This is a genomic window from Pseudomonas sp. NFACC32-1, from assembly GCF_900101215.1.
In the GTDB taxonomy this organism is placed as follows: domain Bacteria; phylum Pseudomonadota; class Gammaproteobacteria; order Pseudomonadales; family Pseudomonadaceae; genus Aquipseudomonas.
Map to the genome: position 1 here is coordinate 291,115 of NZ_FMUL01000004.1, position 17,802 is coordinate 308,916.

Consider the following 17,802-nt stretch of genomic DNA (forward strand, 5'->3'; position numbering starts at 1 on the left):
TTTCGGACTATTGAAGGGTGATCGAATGGAAAGTATCAGCCTATTGCTGGGTGAGGCCTTGAGCCCCTATCAGGTCACACTGACGCCTTCCGGCGCCAAGGGTGAATGCCTGGTGACGCTCAGGAATGCCTCCGGGGCCATCATGGTTGAGCGGATGTTCAACCAGGCGCAATTGACCGACAAACGTCAACTGACCGACGTGGTCGATGGCCTGCATCGCGATGTGATGATTGCCGAGGGGCGCCTGGAGCCCTGTGTGATTGCGGCACTGCGTAATCTGGCGCGTGACAAGGTGATCCCCGTAACGAATTGAATGATAGGTCGTGGGAACCTTCCTACGTCCTTACGAGTCAGACCCTTTACCAACAAGAGCGAGCATTGTGCTCCGGTGCTTGTCGCTTGTTGTACGGACCTTGAATGGTCACGTTTAACCCCGAGTTGTCTCCCCACTTCTCGGGGTTTCTTTTTGCCTGCTGAAAAGGGGGGCACCCGTTTCGGGTGCCGAGTGCCTTCAGATGGCCCCCTCCGACCGCAGGCGAGCGATCTGCTGCGCATCGAAGCCCAGTTCGCCGAGGACCTGGGCATTGTGTTCGCCGAGGGCCGGGCCGACCCACTCGCTGCTGCCCGGTGTGTCGGAGAGTTTCGGTACGATACCCGGCATCTTGAACGGCTTGCCATCCGGCAGCCGGGCCTGCAGGAACATCTCCCGGGCCAGGAATTGTGGGTCGCTGAACATGTCTTCGGCGCTGAAGATCCGACTGGCCGGCACGTCGGCGTTGTTCAGTCGCTCCATGACGACGTCCAGGGGCAGGGAATTGACCCAGCGGTCGATGACCCCATACAACTCGTCGCGGCGGCTGTCCCGGCCGTCATTGCTGGCCAGTTGCGGGTCGTTGGCCAGGTCGTCACGCCCGATGACCTGCATGAAGCGCCTGAAGATCGCATCGCCGTTGGCGCCGATCTGCACATGCTTGCCGTCGGCGCTGGTGTGGATGGATGACGGGGTGATACCCGGCATGATGTTGCCGGTGCGTTCGCGAATGAAACCGAACACGTCGAATTCCGGGACCATGCTCTCCATCATGGCGAAGATCGCTTCGTACAAGGCCACGTCCACCACTTGCCCGGTGCCACCGTTGACTTCGCGGTGACGCAGGGCCATCAGCGCACCGATCACGCCCCAGAGGGCCGCGATGGAGTCGCCGATGGAGATCCCGGTGCGCACCGGCGGGCGATCCTCGAACCCGGTGATGTAGCGCAGGCCGCCCATGGATTCCCCCACCGCGCCAAACCCCGGTTGATCCTTCATCGGGCCGGTCTGGCCGAAGCCTGACAGGCGCACCATGACCAGTTTCGGGTTCAGCGCGTGCAACACGTCCCAGCCCAGGCCAAGTTTTTCCAGCACGCCGGGGCGAAAATTCTCGATCAGGATGTCGGCGTCGCCGATCAGCTTCTTGAGGATGTCCAGGCCTTCGGGGTGCTTGAGGTTCAGGGTGAGGGACTTCTTGTTGCGGGCCTGGACGAACCACCACAGGGACGTGCCTTCATACAATTTGCGCCACTTGCGCAGCGGATCGCCGCCGTCCGGCGATTCGATCTTGATCACCTCTGCGCCGAATTCGGCGCAGATCCGCGAAGCGAAAGGGCCGGCGATCAGGGTGCCGAGTTCGATGACTTTGACGCCGGCGAGGGGTTTGGCAGTGAGCGACATGAGCGATCCTGTAGGACAAAGGCAGAACGGATAGAGGTTTTATCATAGGCCAGCCGCCTGTATGGCATGTTCTGTCAGGCTCATTGGCATGTCTCGCGTCCAATCCATGGCGGTTACTCGCCCTGGGCTTTTCGCGCGCACCGGGTCAAGCAGGCCACTCGCTGGCGCAAGTCGATGGTCGGCAATTCTCGGAATGCCCGCGTCATCGGTTAGACTTGCCGACTTTCCCCGTCTCAAGAAGCCCGTTCATGGCCCAGCCGTCCACGACCTACAAGTTTGAACTGAACCTCACCGACCTCGATCGCGGTATCTACGAGAACGTGAAGCAGACCATCGCCCGCCATCCTTCGGAAACCGAAGAGCGCATGACCGTGCGCCTGTTGGCCTACGCCTTCTGGTACAACGAGCAGCTGTCATTTGGCCGGGGTCTGTCAGATGTCGACGAACCCGCACTGTGGGAAAAAAGCCTGGATGATCGGGTGCTGCACTGGATCGAAGTCGGCCAGCCCGATGCCGAGCGCCTGACCTGGTGCTCGCGTCGTACCGAACGCACCAGCCTGCTGGCGTATGGCAGCCTGCGGGTGTGGGAAGGCAAGGTTGTGCCGGCCGTCAAGGGCCTGAAGAACGTCAATATCGCCGCCGTTCCGCAAGAGGTACTGGAAACCCTGGCCCAGGACATGCCCCGCGTGATCAAGTGGGATGTGATGATCAGCGAAGGGACGATTTTCGTCACCGACGACCGTGGGCAGCATGAAGTGCAGTTGCAATGGTTGCTGGGCGAGCGCGGTTGAGCGAATGACACCGTGTAGGGGGCGCGCTTGCTCCCGCACCGCTCCCTCTGCGACACAATTGACCCCATGATCTACAGAAGAATGTCTGCTACCCCATGCGCATAGAACCCCGCCCGCTGCCCGACACCCTGCCGTTCCTTGGTGACCTGCCACCCTTGCTGACCCGCCTGTACGCGGCGCGTGGCGTACAGTCCGAGGCTGAACTGGACAAGAGCCTGGCGCGCCTGATCCCTTTCCAGCAGCTCAAGGGCATCGATGCCGCGGTGGACCTGCTGGTGGCGGCCCTGGAGCAGCGCCAACGGATCCTGATCGTCGGCGACTTCGATGCCGACGGCGCGACGGCCAGCACGGTGGGCATGCTGGGGCTGCGCCTGCTGGGGGCGGCTCATGTCGATTACCTGGTTCCCAACCGCTTCGAATACGGCTACGGGCTGACCCCGGAAATCGTCCAGGTCGCCCTGGCCCGCGAGCCGCAATTGCTGATCACCGTGGATAACGGCATTTCCAGCGTGGAAGGCGTGGCGGCGGCGAAAGCGGCGGGGCTCAAGGTGCTGGTCACCGATCACCACTTGCCCGGGCCCGAACTGCCGGCGGCCGACGCCATCGTCAACCCGAACCAGCCGGGCTGCCAATTCCCGAGCAAGGCGCTGGCTGGCGTGGGCGTCATTTTCTATGTGCTGATGGCCCTGCGAGCGCGCCTGCGCAGCCTCGGCCGATACGCCGACACACCGCAGCCGAACATCGGCGAGCTGCTGGACCTGGTGGCCCTGGGCAGCGTCGCCGACGTGGTGCCCCTGGACGCCAATAACCGGATCCTGGTGCACCAGGGCCTGGAACGCATCCGCGCCGGGCGCGCCCGTCCCGGCATCAAGGCCATCCTGGAAGTCGCCCGGCGCGATCACTCGCGCATCACCTCGACTGACCTGGGGTTCATCCTCGGACCACGACTGAATGCGGCCGGGCGCCTGGATGACATGAGCCTGGGTATCGAATGCCTGCTCACCGACGACCCGAACCTGGCCCGGGACATGGCCGCGCAACTGGATGGCATGAACCAGGACCGTAAATCCATCGAGCAGGGGATGCAGCGCGAGGCGCTGGCCCAGCTCAAGGAGCTGCCGGTGGACTCGATGCCGTTCGGCTTGTGCCTGTTCGATCCCCAGTGGCACCAAGGGGTCATCGGCATTCTCGCCTCGCGGATGAAGGAGCGCTATTTCCGTCCGACCATTGCCTTCGCCGATGCCGGGGACGGCTTGCTCAAGGGTTCGGGGCGCTCGGTGCCGGGCTTTCACATTCGTGATGCGCTGAGCGTGGTGGCGGCGCAGCATCCCACCCTGATCAGCAAGTACGGCGGTCACGCCATGGCGGCCGGGCTGACCTTGCCCGAGGCGAACTTCCCGCTGTTCGCCGAGGCGTTCGATGCGGAAGTGCGCCGGCAGCTGCGCGAAGAAGACCTGACCGGCCGGCTGTTGTCGGACGGCACCCTGGCGGTGGAGGAATTTCACCTCGAACTGGCCCGGGCGCTGCGCCATGCCGGTCCCTGGGGCCAGCATTTCCCGGAGCCGATGTTCCATGGCGTGTTCCAGTTGGTCGAACAACGCGTGGTGGGCGAACGGCACCTTAAGGTCGTCCTCAAGAGCGAGTGCGGGTCGGTGAAGCTCGATGGCATCGCCTTCGGCATCGACCGCGAGGTGTGGCCGAACCCCACTGTGCGCTGGGTCGAACTGGCCTACAAACTCGACCTCAACGAGTTCCGTGGTCAGGAAACGGTGCAGTTGATGATTGCCCATATCGAACCGCGCTAGCCGATGGGCCTTTGTGGCGAGGGAGCTTGCTCGCGCTGGGCGCGCCTGCGTCCTCTTGCGATGTGATGGCTGGACGGGGGCCGCTTCGCAGCCCTGCCGGAGCAAGCTCCTCGCCACAGGGGGCCGCTTCGCAGCCCTGCCGGAGCAAGCTCCTCGCCACAGGGGGACGCCATTGCGTCACACCGTCGTTTTTTAAGTTCTGAACCCTCCGTCCTTGCGGGTTGTCGACTAGGCTCTAAGCACTGGTTGATAGCCCTTGTGACGTCTTGTCCATTTCTATTTTGCCCGCGGGGGCGGGTGTTGCACCTTCTGTCACTCGTCGACTTTTCAAACAGAACCCTGGAGCCTGCCCACTGATTCGAGAGGTGCCCCATGAGTCTGCTGCTGGAACCCTATACCCTACGCCAACTGACCCTGCCCAATCGCATCGCGGTGTCGCCGATGTGCCAGTATTCGAGCGCCGATGGCCTGGCCAATGACTGGCACCTGGTGCACCTGGGCAGCCGTGCCGTGGGCGGCGCTGGCCTGGTGTTCACCGAAGCCACCGCCGTCACCGCCGAAGGTCGTATCACCGCCCAGGACCTCGGGTTGTGGAACGACGAACAGATCGAACCGCTGCAGCGGATCACCCGCTTCATCACTGCCCAGGGCGCCGTGCCGGGCATTCAACTGGCCCATGCCGGGCGCAAGGCCAGCACCTGGCGCCCCTGGCTTGGCAAGCATGGCAGCGTGAAGCCGGAGGACGGCGGCTGGATCCCGGTCGGTCCGTCGCCGATTGCCTTCGATCCGCAGCACACCCAGCCGGTCCAACTGGACGAAGGCCAGATCCATGCGGTCATCCAGGCGTTCGTGGAGGCCGCCCGGCGCGCCCTGACGGCCGGTTTCAAAGTGGTCGAGGTCCATGCGGCCCATGGCTACCTGCTGCATCAGTTCCTGTCGCCGTTGAGCAATCAGCGCCGTGACCTGTACGGCGGTTCGTTCGAGAATCGCATCCGCCTGGTGCTTCAGGTCACCGAGGCGGTGCGGGCCGTATGGCCCGAGGAGTTACCGGTGTTCGTGCGGGTATCGGCCACCGACTGGGTCGAGGATGGCTGGAACCCCGATGAAACCGTCGAGCTGGCACGGCGACTCAGGGCGGTGGGGGTGGACTTGATCGACGTATCCTCGGGCGGCACCGCGGCGAATGCGGAGATCCCCACCGGTCCGGGCTACCAGACCCGTTTCGCCGAGCGGGTGCGCAAGGAGTCGGAAATCGCCACCGGCACTGTCGGCATGATCACCGAGCCGGCCCAGGCCGAGCACATCCTGCGTACCTGCCAGGCAGACATCATTTTCCTGGCCCGCGAGTTGTTGCGCGATCCGTACTGGGCCCTGCATGCCGATGATGACCTGGGCGGACGCAAGGCCACCTGGCCGGCGCAGTACCAGCGGGCGACGCATCGGGACCAGCCGATCCACGAGTCGGATCTTCGGGACTGAATGCCGATCAAACAACAAGCCCCGGTCGTTCTGGCCGGGGCTTGTTGTTTGATCGGGTCGGGAGAGTCGGTTTCTGGGTCGACCCCATCGCGAGCAGGCTCGCGATGGGCCAGCCCGGACACCCGGATTGTGTCAGGGATACTTGCGCTTATCCGGCGCTGGCGGGAAGTACTGGTACAGCCAGGTCTCGCTCAGGGTCCGGTCCTTGGTGCGAATGAACAGGCGCATTTCCACCGGGTCCACACGGTCATCCGTGGGGTACCAGTCGAAGGTGATGCGATAACCCTTGATCGCATCCAGCACCAGCACGTTGAAATCCTTCACCTCGCCATGGGAGCAGGTCACCACCGGTTCGATGCCGGTGCCCGGTGGCAGTTGGTCGAGACCGCCGCCATTGAAATCCACGGCGAAGCGACGCGCCCAGACGGTCGGGTAATGTTCGCCCGGCGCCCAGCCCTCGATGAAACCGCCCATGCCCGAACGAGTCGCATGGACCTGCGCCAGGTCCGTGCTCACTGGCGGCAGTGCGCTCCAGTAGAGTTTGTAGCCATAGTTCAGCGAATCGCCGGCCGCGACCGGTTTCTTCGGCGACCAGAACGCGACGATGTTATCCAGGGTTTCGCCGGTCGTAGGAATCTCCAGCAGGTCCACCGAGCCCTCTCCCCATGCGGTCGTAGGCTCGACCCACAGGCTTGGACGCTTGCTGTACCAGTCCACGGTGTCCTGGTAGCTCTCGAAATCATGGTCGCTCTGCACCAGGCCGAAGCCCTTCGGGTTCTTGTCGGCGAAGGCGTTGAACTGCAAGGTGGCAGGGTTGTTCAGTGGACGGCAGACCCATTCGCCGTTGCCGCGCCACATGGCCAGCCGGTCGGAGTCGTGGATCTGCGGGTGAATGGTGTCGCACATGCGCCGCTCCACGGTGCCGCAGCTGAACATGCTGGTCATCGGGGCAATGCCCAGTTGCTCGATGGCGGTACGGGCATTGACGTGGGCATCGATTTCCATCACCACCCGGGTCGGCTGGCAATCGATGTCGAATCGATAGGCACCGGTAGCGCTGGGGGAATCGAGCAGGGCGTAGACCACGAAGCGGGTGCTGTTCTTCTCCGGGGTCTCGAACCAGAACTGGGTGAAGTCCGGGAATTCCTCACGCCGTTTGGCGTAGGTATCGATGGCCAATCCACGGGCCGAAAGCCCGTACTGGCCGGTGGCGTCCACCGCGCGGAAGTAACTGGCGCCCAGGAATGAAACGATGTCGTGCCGGTCCAGTTCCGGAGCCTTGAACGCACGGAATCCGGCGAACCCCAGGTCACCCTTCAGTTGGGAGGTGTTGACCGTGGTTTTCTCATAGTTGAACAACTCGGGGCGGAAGTGCACCTCGCGGGCCATGCGGGTCTTGGGATCGACGCTGTGCATGCGCACCGGCTGCTTGAAGCCCATGCCGACGTGGAAGAACTGCACGTCCAGCTGACCGTCCAGCTCATTCCATAGCGAATGGTTGGCGTCATACCGGATGGCGTTGAACTGCAGCGGCGACATCATCGCCAGGGTTTCGGGCAAGACTTGCTTGGTATCGACATAGCTACGTTCGGCCAGGCGCCGGGCCTGTTCCTTCAACCCTTTGAAGTCAAAGGGCCGGGCTTCGCCGTCGGCGGCCTGGTCGGCGGCCCAGGCGCGCGCGGCCATGAGCCCGGAAGCGGATAGACCGGTGTAGGCGGCGAACGCCATGGAGGCTTTGAGCAGGTTCCTACGATGCATAAATACAACCTTATTCGAAGCAATCCCGAGCCGTTCCTGGCAACGGAGAGTGATTAGGGAGTTCGGACAATGACTTTGGCCAAACGCGACAAACGTAAGAACAGATGCCTGAGAGCCGGATCGGTTCACCGCGGCGCGAAATCATAGGGGATACACAGGCAGGAGTGAGAGGGGAAACCATGACCTGGTTAAATTTTCTTACAGATATTTCTTTTTTATTGGAAGTGCCTGCAATTTTTGACTAATTACTCTAAAAATCTCTTCTCACCCTATGAATCATCCCTATTCTTAGGCTGAAAGAACGGCTCGGGCCGTCAATTCAAGGGCTATCAGGATTCAGGTAATCCAATTCGACGTATGAAGGACAAGTTCATGACAAAAATTCAGGGCATTACCGAAATGCTGGGGCTCTTTCCAAACTTGACCCATGGGCGCAGGACACGCCGACTCAGCCTGGAAGAATTGAGATTGGTGGAACGCTACCGGGAGCTGTCGGAAAACGACCGGATCGCCATGCGTTATCTGGTGGACGCGATGAGGAGCGTGTCGAGATTCTAAGAGCGGCCGGGCGGTGGGCGTGGCCAATCATTGCGTATATCCGTACCGGCCACCGCTGCCTGGGTTGGCGTCAACCGGCCAGCCTGCACCGATCGACGAAACCCTTGGCAGGAACAAGGCGCGGCAACCGCGGATGGGTTGCCGACATTGCCTGGCATTCAATGCTTGAACATGACATGCCGCACTACGGTGTAATCCTCCAGCCCATACATGGACATGTCCTTGCCATAGCCGGAGCGTTTCTGACCGCCGTGGGGCATTTCGCTGACGAGCATGAAGTGGGTATTCACCCAGGTGCAGCCATATTGCAGGCGTGCCGACAAGCGGTGGGCACGTCCGATGTCGGCGGTCCATACCGATGAAGCCAGGCCGTAGTCCGAATCATTGGCCCAGGCCAGCACTTGCGCCTCGTCGAGGAACGGCGTGACGGATACCACCGGCCCGAAGACTTCCCGGCGCACGATTTCGTCGTCCTGCTGGGCGTCGGCCAGTACCGTCGGTTCGAAGAAGAACCCATTGCCCTCCACCGCCTTGCCCCCGGTGACCAGGCGGATGTGCGGCTGGGCGATGGCCCGTTCGACGAAACCGGCCACGCGGTCGCGATGCTGGGCGGTGATCAGCGGGCCCATCTCGGTGTCCGGCGCGGTTTGCAGGCCGTACTTGATGCTGCCCACCGCCGCGCCGAGCTTTTCGACAAACTTTTCGTAGATGCCTTGCTGGGCATAGATCCGGCAGGCCGCTGTGCAGTCCTGGCCAGCATTGTAGAAACCGAAGGTGCGGATGCCTTCCACTGCCGCGTCGATGTCGGCGTCGTCGAAGATGATCACCGGGGCCTTGCCGCCCAGTTCCATGTGCGTGCGTTTGACGCTGTCGGCGGTGCTGGAAATGATGTTCGAGCCGGTGGCGATGGAGCCGGTCAGCGACACCATACGCACTTTCGGATGGGTCACCAACGGCTGGCCGACGGTCTGTCCACGGCCGAACACGACATTGAGCACGCCGGCCGGGAAAATTCCGGACGCCAGTTCCGCCAGCCGCAACGCCGTCAGCGGGGTCTGTTCCGACGGCTTGAGCACTACGGTATTGCCGGCGGCCAGGGCTGGAGCGATCTTCCAGGCGACCATCATCAGTGGGTAGTTCCACGGCGCGATGGATGCGATGACCCCCACCGGGTCGCGACGGATCATCGAGGTGTGACCCGGCAGGTATTCGCCGCCGGCCGAACCGTTCATGCAGCGGCTGGCGCCGGCAAAGAAGCGGAACACGTCGGCGATCGCCGGGATCTCGTCGTTCAGCGCGGCGCTCAAGGGTTTGCCGCAGTTGTCCGACTCCAGCTTCGCCAGTTCCTCGCCGTTGGCCTCGATGGCATCGGCGAGCTTGAGCAGCAGCAGGGCACGGTCCTTGGGGGGCACTTGCGACCAACTGTCGAAGGCGCCGTCGGCGGCACGCACGGCGGCATCGACCTGGGCCTCGCTGGCCTCGTTGATTTCCACCAGCACCCGTCCCAGGGCAGGGTTGAACACCGCCTGGCCGGGGCCTTCGCCGTTCACCAGCTGGCCGTTGATCAGCAGTTTGGTTTGCATGTCCAAGTCCTCTCTTGAATGTTTTCCCAAGTCCCCTGCGGGAGCGAGCTTGCTCGCGATAGCGGTGGTCATTGAGCCTTTGCAGCGACTGACTCGACGCCTTCGCGAGCTAGCTCGCTCCCACGGGGTTGCGGTTTCCCAGTGAGCGATCACTGTGGATTATTTCCCGCCGCTACCGGCCACGCTCTCACCCCCTCGGGTCAGGTAATAGGCGCCCAGTATCGGCAACATCGTCACCAGCATCACCAGCATCGCCACCACGTTGGTCACCGGCACGTCGCGGGGGCGGCTGAGCTGGTTGAGCAGCCACAGCGGCAAGGTGCGTTCGTGACCGGCGGTAAAGGTGGTGACGATGATCTCGTCGAACGACAGCGCGAACGCCAGCATCCCGCCTGCCAGCAACGCCGAGCCGAGGTTGGGCAGGATGATGTAGCGAAAGGTCTGCCAGCCGTCGGCGCCCAGGTCCATGGACGCTTCGATCAAGCTGTGGGAAGTGCGACGCAGGCGGGCGATGACGTTGTTATAGACGATCACCACGCAAAAGGTCGCGTGGCCCACGACGATCGTGAACATCCCGGGCTCGATTCCCAGGGTCTTGAAGGAGGCCAGCAGGGCAATGCCGGTGATGATGCCCGGCAGGGCGATCGGCAGGATCAGCATCAGCGAGATCCCCTGTTTGCCGAAGAAGTCACGGCGATACAGCGCGGCCGAAGCCAGGGTGCCGAGTACCATGGCGATCAGCGTGGCAATGGCCGCCACCTGCAATGACAGCTTGATGGCCTCCAGGACGTCAGGGCGCGAGAACGCCACGCTGAACCACTTCAGGGTCAGGCCCTTGGGCGGAAAACTGAAGGCTGCATCCTCGGTGTTGAAGGCGTAGAGGAAGATGATCAGGATCGGGAAATGCAGGAACACCAGTCCGCCCCACGCCGCGATCCGCAAGCCCCAGGAGGCCCGGTCTTGAGAGTCAGAGTGCATCGAAAGCCCCCAGGCGTTTGACGATAGACAGGTAGATGGCAATCAGCACGATGGGCACCAGGGTGAACGCCGCGGCCATGGGCATATTGCCGATGGCGCCTTGCTGGGCGTAGACCATGCTGCCGACGAAGTAGCCCGGCGGGCCCACCAGCTGCGGCACGATGAAATCCCCCAGGGTCAGTGAGAAGGTGAAGATCGAGCCGGCGGCGATGCCCGGGATCGACAACGGCAGGACCACGTGCATGAAGGTCTGGCGCGGCCTGGCGCCCAGGTCCGCCGAGGCTTGCAGCAATGACGGCGGCAGGCGCTCCAGGGAGGCCTGGATCGGCAGGATCATGAACGGCAGCCAGATGTAGACGAACACCAGGAAACGGCCCAGGTGCGACGTGGACAAGGTACTGCCGCCCACGCCGGCAATCCCCAGTGCGAACTGCAACACCGGCTCCAGGCCCAGGTGCTGGACGAACCACTGGGCCACGCCGCCCTTGGCCAGCAACAGTGTCCAGGCATAGGCCTTGACGATATAACTGGCCCACATCGGCAGCATCACCGCGATGTAGAAAAACGCCTTGGTCTTGCCGCGGGTGTAGCGGGCCATGTAGTAGGCAATCGGGAACGCGACGATGGCGCTGGCGATGGACACGACGATGGCCATGCCCAGGGTGCGCAGGATGATGTCGAAGTTCGAGGGCTGGAACAGTGCGATGAAATTCGCCAGGGTCAGGTCAGGCGTGACCGCCATGGTGAAGTCGTCGAAGGTGTAGAAACCCTGCCACAACAACGTCAGCAGCGAGCCCAGGTAGATCGCGCCGAACCAGATCAGCGGCGGTACCAGCAGCAGCGACAGGTACAGGTTGGGGCGTCGGTAGAGCAGGTTGGAAAAACGTCGCAACGCAGAACCGGAGGTGGACGTCTGGGGCAGGGCCTGGGTGTTCATGTCACACCTCGCCGCCGACGGTGTCATGCAACACGACCATCGCTTCCCGGGCCCAGCGAATGCGCAACGGTTGGCCGGCCTGATGCTGGGCCGCGTTGTCGGTCCATTGGGTATTGGCCTGGCTGAGATTCAGGGTCTGGCCGTTGTCGAGTTTCACCTCGTAGCGCGTGGCGCTGCCCTGGTACTGGATGTCGTGAAGCAGTCCCTGGACTTCGATTTCATTGCCGGCGAGCGGGCCTTCGGCGAAGCGCACGTGTTCCGGGCGGATCGAAAACGCCTGTGGATAACCACTCAATTGCCGGGCCAGTTCGCCACGGATCACATTGGAGGTGCCGACGAACTCGGCGACGAAGGTGGTCGCCGGTTTCATGTACAGGTTGCGCGGCGTATCGACCTGTTCGATGCGCCCCTTGTTGAACACCGCCACACGGTCGGACATCGACAAGGCTTCGGTCTGGTCGTGGGTGACGAAAATGAAGGTGATGCCCAACTGGCGTTGCAGTTTCTTCAACTCTCCCTGCATCTGTTCGCGCAGCTTGAGATCGAGGGCGCCCAGGGGTTCGTCCAGCAGCAACACCCGTGGACGGTTGACCAGCGCCCGGGCCAGGGCCACGCGCTGGCGCTGGCCGCCGGAAAGTTGTACCGGCTTGCGCTCGCCATAGCCGCCCAGGGCAACCATCTGCAGGGCTTCATCGGCGCGCTGGATGCGCTCGGCCTTGGCGACGCCTTTGACTTTCAGGCCATAGGCGACGTTGTCGCGCACATTCATATGGGGAAACAGGGCGTAATCCTGGAAGACCGTGTTCACGTCGCGCTGATAGGGCGGCAATCCGGCGGCTTCCTCGCCATGGATACGGATCGAGCCGGCGCTGGGCTGTTCGAAACCGGCGATCAGCCGCAGGCAGGTGGTCTTGCCCGAACCGGAAGGGCCCAGCATGGAAAAGAACTCGCCGTCCTGGATGTCGATGGAAACCCGGTCAACGGCCTTCACTTCACCGAACTGACGGGATACCTGGGTGAACTGGACTGCAAGTGTCATGGTGCGGTGCTCCAGAAAGCGGGGCTTCTATTGAGTCATGGCTGGATTGTCGGGCACGGACCTGTGGCGAGGGGATAAATCCCCTCGCCACAGGAGCGGTGCTCAGCTCCGGTTTTTTCGCCGACTGAGGGACTTAGCGCCCGCCCATGATCGCAATGTAGTCCTGGGTCCAGCGGCTGTAGGGCACGTACTTGCCGCCCTCGGCCTGTGGAGTTTTCCAGAAGGCGATCTTGTCGAACTGGTCGAAGCCGTTGGTCTTGCAGCCTTCGGCCCCCAGCAGTTCACTGCCCGTGCACGCTGCCGGCACCGCTGGCAGGGAACCGAACCAGGCCGCCACGTCACCCTGGACTTTCGGTTGCAGCGACCAGTCCATCCACTTGTACGCACAGTTGGGGTGCTTGGCGTCGGCGTGGAGCATCGTGGTATCGGCCCAGCCGGTGGCGCCTTCTTTTGGAATGGTCGAGGCGATCGGTTGTTTCTCGTTCATCAGGCCGTTGACCTGATACGGCCAGGCGCCGGACGCCACCACACCTTCGTTCTTGAAGTCGCTCATCTGCACGGTGGTGTCGTGCCAGTAGCGGTGGATCAACGGTTGCTGGGCCCGCAGCAATTCCAGCACGGCCTTGTATTGCGCTTCATCGAGTTGGTACGGGTCCTTGATGCCCAGCTCGGGCTTGGCGGTCTTGAGGTACAGCGCCGCGTCGGCGATATAGATCGGGCCATCATAGGCTTGTACGCGACCTTTGTTCGGCTTGCCGTCCGGCAGGTCCTGGGCGCTGAACAGCACGCTCCAGCTGGTGGGCGGTTGCTTGAACACGTCGGTGTTGTACATCAGCACGTTCGGCCCCCACTGGTACGGGGTGCCGTAGGTCTGCTGGTTGACCACGTACCACGGCGCATCCTTGAGACGTGGATCGAGGTTCTTCCAGTTGGGAATCAGGGCGGTATTGATCGGCTGCACGCGCTTGCCGGCAATCAGCCGCAGCGAGGCATCGCCGGAGGCGGTGACCAGGTCGTAGCCGCCCTTGGTCATCAGACTGACCATTTCGTCGGAGGTCGCGGCGGTTTTCACATTGACCTTGCAGCCGGTTTCTTTCTCGAATCCGGTCACCCAATCGTAGGCCTTGTCGGTTTCACCGCGTTCGATGTAGCCCGGCCAGGCGACGATATCCAGTTGGCCTTCCCCTGCGCCAACAGCCTTGGCTGGTTCGGCGGCCTGCAGGCTGACGCTGGTCAGCAGCGCCGTGGTGATTGCGCTGAGCAATGCGGTCTTGTGCGCGTACATGGAAATCCCTCTTGCTTTAATTATGGTCGGGGCAGTGTTTCAACAGGGTGAAGCGCCATTGAAGGCCTGTTATTAGAGTAGTGCTGTTATCTACAGATGCTGGCCGTGGCGGGCCATGATGTGGCGCACCACGCTGTAGTCCTGGAGCGAGTCGCTGGACAGGTCTTTCCCATAACCCGAACGTTTCAGGCCGCCATGGGGCATTTCGCTGACCAGCATGAAGTGGCTGTTGATCCAGGTGCAGCCGTATTGCAGCCGTGCCGCCACCTGCATCGCCTTGTCCAGGTTCTGTGTCCATACCGAGGAGGCCAGGCCGTATTCGGAGTCGTTGGCCCAATCCACCGCCTGGCTGAGCTCGTCGAAGCGGGTCACGGTGACGACCGGGCCGAACACCTCACGCTGGACGATCTCGTCGCTTTGCTTGCAACCGGCCAGCAGGGTGGGCTGATAGAAGAAACCCGCGCCGGAATGCACCGCCGCGCCGGTGATGCGTTCGATGTGGGGCTGGCCGAGGGCGCGCTCGACGAAACTGGCGACACGGTCGCGCTGGCGGGTGCTGATCAGCGGGCCGATTTCATTGTCGGCATCGCGCCTGCCGGCAAAGCGCAGGCTGCTGACCGCCGCGCCGAGCTCGGCCACCAGGCGGTCGTGAATGCCGTCCTGGGCGTAGATCCGGCAGGCTGCGGTGCAATCCTGTCCGGCGTTGTAATAACCGTAGGTGCGCACGCCTTCGACCACGGCCTGCAGGTCGGCGTCATCGCATACGATCACTGGCGCCTTGCCGCCCAATTCCAGGTGCGTACGCTTGAGCGTCTTTGCCGCTGCCTGGAGGATCTTCTGCCCGGTGACGATATCGCCGGTCAGGGAAACCATGCGCACCTTGGGGTGACTGACCAGGTGGCTGCCCACCCCTTCGCCGCCTCCGCAGATGATGTTGATCACGCCTGGCGGCAGGATCCGGGCCAATACCGGTGCCAGGGTCAGGATAGACAGCGGCGTGTGCTCCGACGGTTTGAACACCAGGGTATTGCCGGCGGCCAGGGCGGGGGCGATTTTCCACGCGGCCATCATGATCGGGTAATTCCACGGGGCGATGGATGCCACCACCCCAATCGGGTCGCGGCGCACCATGCTGGTGTAGCCAGGCAGGTATTCGCCGCTGAGCTGGCCGGTCTGGCAGCGCACGGCGCCGGCGAAGAAGCGGAACACGTCCACCGTGGCGCTCAGGTCATCCTGGCGCGCCAGGTGCAGCGGTTTGCCGCAGTTCAGGGATTCGAGGCGAGCCAGTTGATCGGCGTTCCTTTCGATGGCGCCAGCGATGTCCAGCAGCAGGTTGGAGCGTTGTTGCGGCGTGGTGCGCGACCACCCGTCGAAGGCGCGATGGGCGGCCAGGATCGCGGCTTCCACCTGCTCGCTGCTGGCTTCGGCGATGTGGGCCAGCACCTCACCGGTGGCCGGGTTGAGGATCGGCTCGACAGGGCCTTCACCGGCAACGAGCTCTGCGTCGATCAGCAACGCGGTGCACAACGGGGTTTGCGTGCCAGCCATGTCCGATTTCTCTTCTTTCGGTTGAAACACAGAACCTGTGGGAGCGAGCTTGCTCGCGATGACGGTCTATCTATCCGACGACAAATGCGTTGCTGACACTTCGCCATCGCGAGCAAGCTCGCTCCCACCAGGGTCGCGGTGATGCAGCAAGACTAGTGCTCAGCCTCAAGGCCGACAAATTCGAAATACTCAAGGCTGCATTCGATTAAATAGATGGCTTGCGCCCGCCATGAGGCTGTTCCCGGGCGACGGCCAGGAACGGATCGACCGACGCCGGCCGCGCCGTGCCCCGGCGCCAGGCCAGGCCGACGTCGAGGGTCTGGCTGAGGTCGGCAATCGGTCGCGCCTCGATGATGTCGCCTTCCAGCGACCAGGGGCGGTAGGTCATGTCCGGCTGGATCGACACACCAAGCCCCGCCGCCACCAGGCTGCGCACCGCTTCGGTGGAAGCGGTGCGCAGGGTGATCTTCGGTTGCAAGCCGGCACCGCGCCACAGGCGCTGGGCGTTGCGGTCCATTTCGTCGACATTCAGCTGGATCAGTGGCTCACGGGTGACATCGGCCAGGTTGATGCTGTCGCGCTCCAGCAGCGGGTGCTGCGCCGGCAGCCACAAGCGGTGGGGGGAATGGGTCAGCACCTCGGTCTGCAAGGCGTGACGGTCTTCCAGGTTGGACAGGATCAGCACCCCGACATCGATTTCGCCGCTGACCAGCAGGTGCTCGATATACGGCCGTTCGTCCTCCATCACCCGGATGTCCACGTTGGGGTAGGCGCGCTGGAAGCGAGTCAGCAGGTCCGCCAGGTAGTAGCCGGCCACCAGGCTGGTGACACCGATGGTGACCTGGCCGGCCACCTGGTCGGTGCTGTGTTGCAGGCTGCGCTTGGCATTGTCGACGGTGGCCAGGATCAGATGGGCCTGGCGCAGGAATTGATGCCCCTGGTGCGTCAGGGTCATGCCCTTGGCGTGACGATTGAACAGGCTGACGCCGATTTCCTGCTCCAGTTGCTGGATGGCCAGGGTCAGGGTGGACTGGGAAATGAAGGCCGTCTGTGCGGCGGCGGAAATCGAGCCGGTCTCGGCCACGGCGATGAAATGGCGAATCTGGCGCAACGTCATCATGGGAAAGCATCCGGTCGGCGGTTTTATCGATGTGCCGCAGTGTATATCGGTTTTTTCAATGGGTAGCGAGGGGAGGGGCAACATCTCGAAGCAATCTCGCCAGGGGCAGCGGGGCACTTTCGATCTAGGCTGATGGCCTTAATGATCCGGTTACCCCGAATGCGTGGAGGCAGCAAATGAACACTCGCGGATTGCTCGACCAGCTACTCAAGTCCGGTCAGGAAATGTTGCAGAACAAGGCGGGCGCTTCCCAGGGCAAATCGTCCGGTGGCTTGGGCGGGCTGCTCGGCGGTGCCGGTGGCAACCTCGGCGGCCTGCTGTCCGGCGCAGGCGGCGGGGCGCTGGCCGCCGGGGCCATGGGCTTGTTGCTGGGCAACAAGAAAGCCCGCAATTTCGGCGGCAAGGCCCTGGCCTATGGTGGCCTGGCCGCCCTGGGCGTGATCGCCTACAAGGCTTATGGCAACTGGCAGGCCCAGCAGGGCAGCGCCCCGAAAACCGAACCGCAGACCCTGGACCGCGTTCCTGCGGCGCAGGTCGAGCAGCATAGCCAGGCGATCCTCAGGGCGCTGGTGGCGGCGGCCAAGGCCGATGGTCACGTGGACGAGCGTGAGCGGCAGTTGATCGAGGGCGAATTCACCAAGCTCGACAGCGACCAGGAACTGCAGCACTGGCTGCATGCCGAGCTCAACAAACCCCTGGATCCGGCCGACGTCGCCCGTGCCGCCAGCACGCCGGAAATCGCCGCGGAGATGTACATCGCCAGCGTGATGCTGGTGGACGAGGAAAACTTCATGGAGAAGTCCTACCTCGATGAACTGGCGCGCCAACTCAAGCTGGAGCCGGGGTTGAAGGCAGAACTGGAAAAGCAGGTGCGCCAGGCGAGTGCCTAGAACAGCCCCAACACAATTCCCTGTGGGAGCGAGCCTGCTCGCGATGGCGCCCGGTCAGTCACAGCGCTTTTGACCGGTACACCGCTATCGCGAGCGGGCTCGCTCCCACAGTGGTTTTGGAGTGTTTGGCAGTCTTGTGTGCCAGCGCTATTTCCTGTGGGAGCGAGCTTGCTCGCGATGGCGTTTGGTCAGTCGCAGCGTTTTGACGGGTACATCGTTATCGCGAGCAAGCTCGCTCTCACAGGAACGCACTCCATCGCTATCCTGACTTGATCAAAATCCTCCCAAGCCTCCATGCAGACGCTACGCCGCCCTCGGCT

The 17,802-nt window shown here is 62.9% G+C and carries 15 protein-coding genes; 6 read left to right on the forward strand and 9 right to left on the reverse strand.

Annotation, left to right across the window (positions count from 1 at the left end; translation table 11 throughout):
• Window positions 1–25: 25 nt before the first annotated feature.
• The gene (locus BLP99_RS09330; RefSeq protein WP_072388080.1) at window positions 26–313 is read left to right on the forward strand and encodes a DUF3509 domain-containing protein; all 288 of its coding nucleotides are present in this window, start codon (window positions 26–28) and stop codon (window positions 311–313) included.
• Between the two features lie 198 nt (window positions 314–511).
• On the opposite strand, the gene BLP99_RS09335 is transcribed toward BLP99_RS09330, so the two are convergent.
• Window positions 512–1,711 carry a CaiB/BaiF CoA transferase family protein gene (locus BLP99_RS09335; protein WP_072459260.1) on the reverse strand — a complete coding sequence of 400 codons (1,200 nt, stop codon included), beginning with the start codon at window positions 1,709–1,711 and terminating at the stop codon, window positions 512–514.
• A gap of 248 nt (window positions 1,712–1,959) precedes the next feature.
• Here BLP99_RS09335 and BLP99_RS09340 point away from each other — a divergent pair, with 248 nt between their 5' ends.
• From BLP99_RS09340 to BLP99_RS09350, 3 genes are all read left to right on the forward strand, one after another.
• On the forward strand, window positions 1,960–2,502 hold the full coding sequence (locus tag BLP99_RS09340) for a YaeQ family protein (protein WP_072388076.1): 543 nt from the start codon (window positions 1,960–1,962) through the stop codon (window positions 2,500–2,502).
• A 95-nt stretch (window positions 2,503–2,597) separates the two neighbouring features.
• The gene (recJ, locus tag BLP99_RS09345) at window positions 2,598–4,307 is read left to right on the forward strand and encodes a single-stranded-DNA-specific exonuclease RecJ (protein ID WP_072388074.1); all 1,710 of its coding nucleotides are present in this window, start codon (window positions 2,598–2,600) and stop codon (window positions 4,305–4,307) included.
• Window positions 4,308–4,679: 372 nt separating this feature from the next.
• A complete protein-coding gene (locus tag BLP99_RS09350) occupies window positions 4,680–5,786 on the forward strand; it encodes an NADH:flavin oxidoreductase/NADH oxidase (RefSeq protein ID WP_072430826.1) in 1,107 nt (368 codons plus the stop codon).
• A gap of 132 nt (window positions 5,787–5,918) precedes the next feature.
• On the opposite strand, the gene BLP99_RS09355 is transcribed toward BLP99_RS09350, so the two are convergent.
• Window positions 5,919–7,544 (reverse strand): glucan biosynthesis protein D, encoded by a 1,626-nt coding sequence (locus BLP99_RS09355; RefSeq protein ID WP_072388070.1) that lies wholly within the window; start codon window positions 7,542–7,544, stop codon window positions 5,919–5,921.
• A 372-nt stretch (window positions 7,545–7,916) separates the two neighbouring features.
• Between BLP99_RS09355 and BLP99_RS09360 the strand changes: the two genes are divergently transcribed.
• Window positions 7,917–8,102 (forward strand): hypothetical protein, encoded by a 186-nt coding sequence (locus BLP99_RS09360; protein ID WP_072388735.1) that lies wholly within the window; start codon window positions 7,917–7,919, stop codon window positions 8,100–8,102.
• Window positions 8,103–8,260: 158 nt separating this feature from the next.
• On the opposite strand, the gene BLP99_RS09365 is transcribed toward BLP99_RS09360, so the two are convergent.
• The 7 genes from BLP99_RS09365 to BLP99_RS09395 form a co-directional block, all read right to left on the reverse strand.
• Complete coding sequence (locus tag BLP99_RS09365; protein ID WP_072388068.1) at window positions 8,261–9,685, reverse strand: gamma-aminobutyraldehyde dehydrogenase; 1,425 nt, start codon at window positions 9,683–9,685, stop codon at window positions 8,261–8,263.
• A 159-nt stretch (window positions 9,686–9,844) separates the two neighbouring features.
• On the reverse strand, window positions 9,845–10,663 hold the full coding sequence (locus BLP99_RS09370) for an ABC transporter permease (RefSeq protein ID WP_072388066.1): 819 nt from the start codon (window positions 10,661–10,663) through the stop codon (window positions 9,845–9,847).
• On the reverse strand, window positions 10,653–11,600 hold the full coding sequence (locus BLP99_RS09375; RefSeq protein ID WP_092180227.1) for an ABC transporter permease: 948 nt from the start codon (window positions 11,598–11,600) through the stop codon (window positions 10,653–10,655). Before BLP99_RS09375 ends, BLP99_RS09370 begins: the two co-directional genes overlap by 11 nt.
• A gap of 1 nt (window position 11,601) precedes the next feature.
• Window positions 11,602–12,639 carry an ABC transporter ATP-binding protein gene (locus BLP99_RS09380; RefSeq protein WP_072388062.1) on the reverse strand — a complete coding sequence of 346 codons (1,038 nt, stop codon included), beginning with the start codon at window positions 12,637–12,639 and terminating at the stop codon, window positions 11,602–11,604.
• 133 nt (window positions 12,640–12,772) lie between these two features.
• On the reverse strand, window positions 12,773–13,924 hold the full coding sequence (gene ydcS / locus BLP99_RS09385) for a putative ABC transporter substrate-binding protein YdcS (protein ID WP_072388060.1): 1,152 nt from the start codon (window positions 13,922–13,924) through the stop codon (window positions 12,773–12,775).
• A gap of 90 nt (window positions 13,925–14,014) precedes the next feature.
• Window positions 14,015–15,472 carry a gamma-aminobutyraldehyde dehydrogenase gene (locus tag BLP99_RS09390; protein WP_092180229.1) on the reverse strand — a complete coding sequence of 486 codons (1,458 nt, stop codon included), beginning with the start codon at window positions 15,470–15,472 and terminating at the stop codon, window positions 14,015–14,017.
• A 205-nt stretch (window positions 15,473–15,677) separates the two neighbouring features.
• The gene (locus BLP99_RS09395) at window positions 15,678–16,592 is read right to left on the reverse strand and encodes a LysR family transcriptional regulator (protein ID WP_072388056.1); all 915 of its coding nucleotides are present in this window, start codon (window positions 16,590–16,592) and stop codon (window positions 15,678–15,680) included.
• Window positions 16,593–16,768: 176 nt separating this feature from the next.
• Here BLP99_RS09395 and BLP99_RS09400 point away from each other — a divergent pair, with 176 nt between their 5' ends.
• Window positions 16,769–17,482, forward strand: coding sequence for a tellurite resistance TerB family protein (locus BLP99_RS09400; RefSeq protein WP_072430830.1), 714 nt, complete (start codon window positions 16,769–16,771; stop codon window positions 17,480–17,482).
• Window positions 17,483–17,802: the final 320 nt, after the last annotated feature.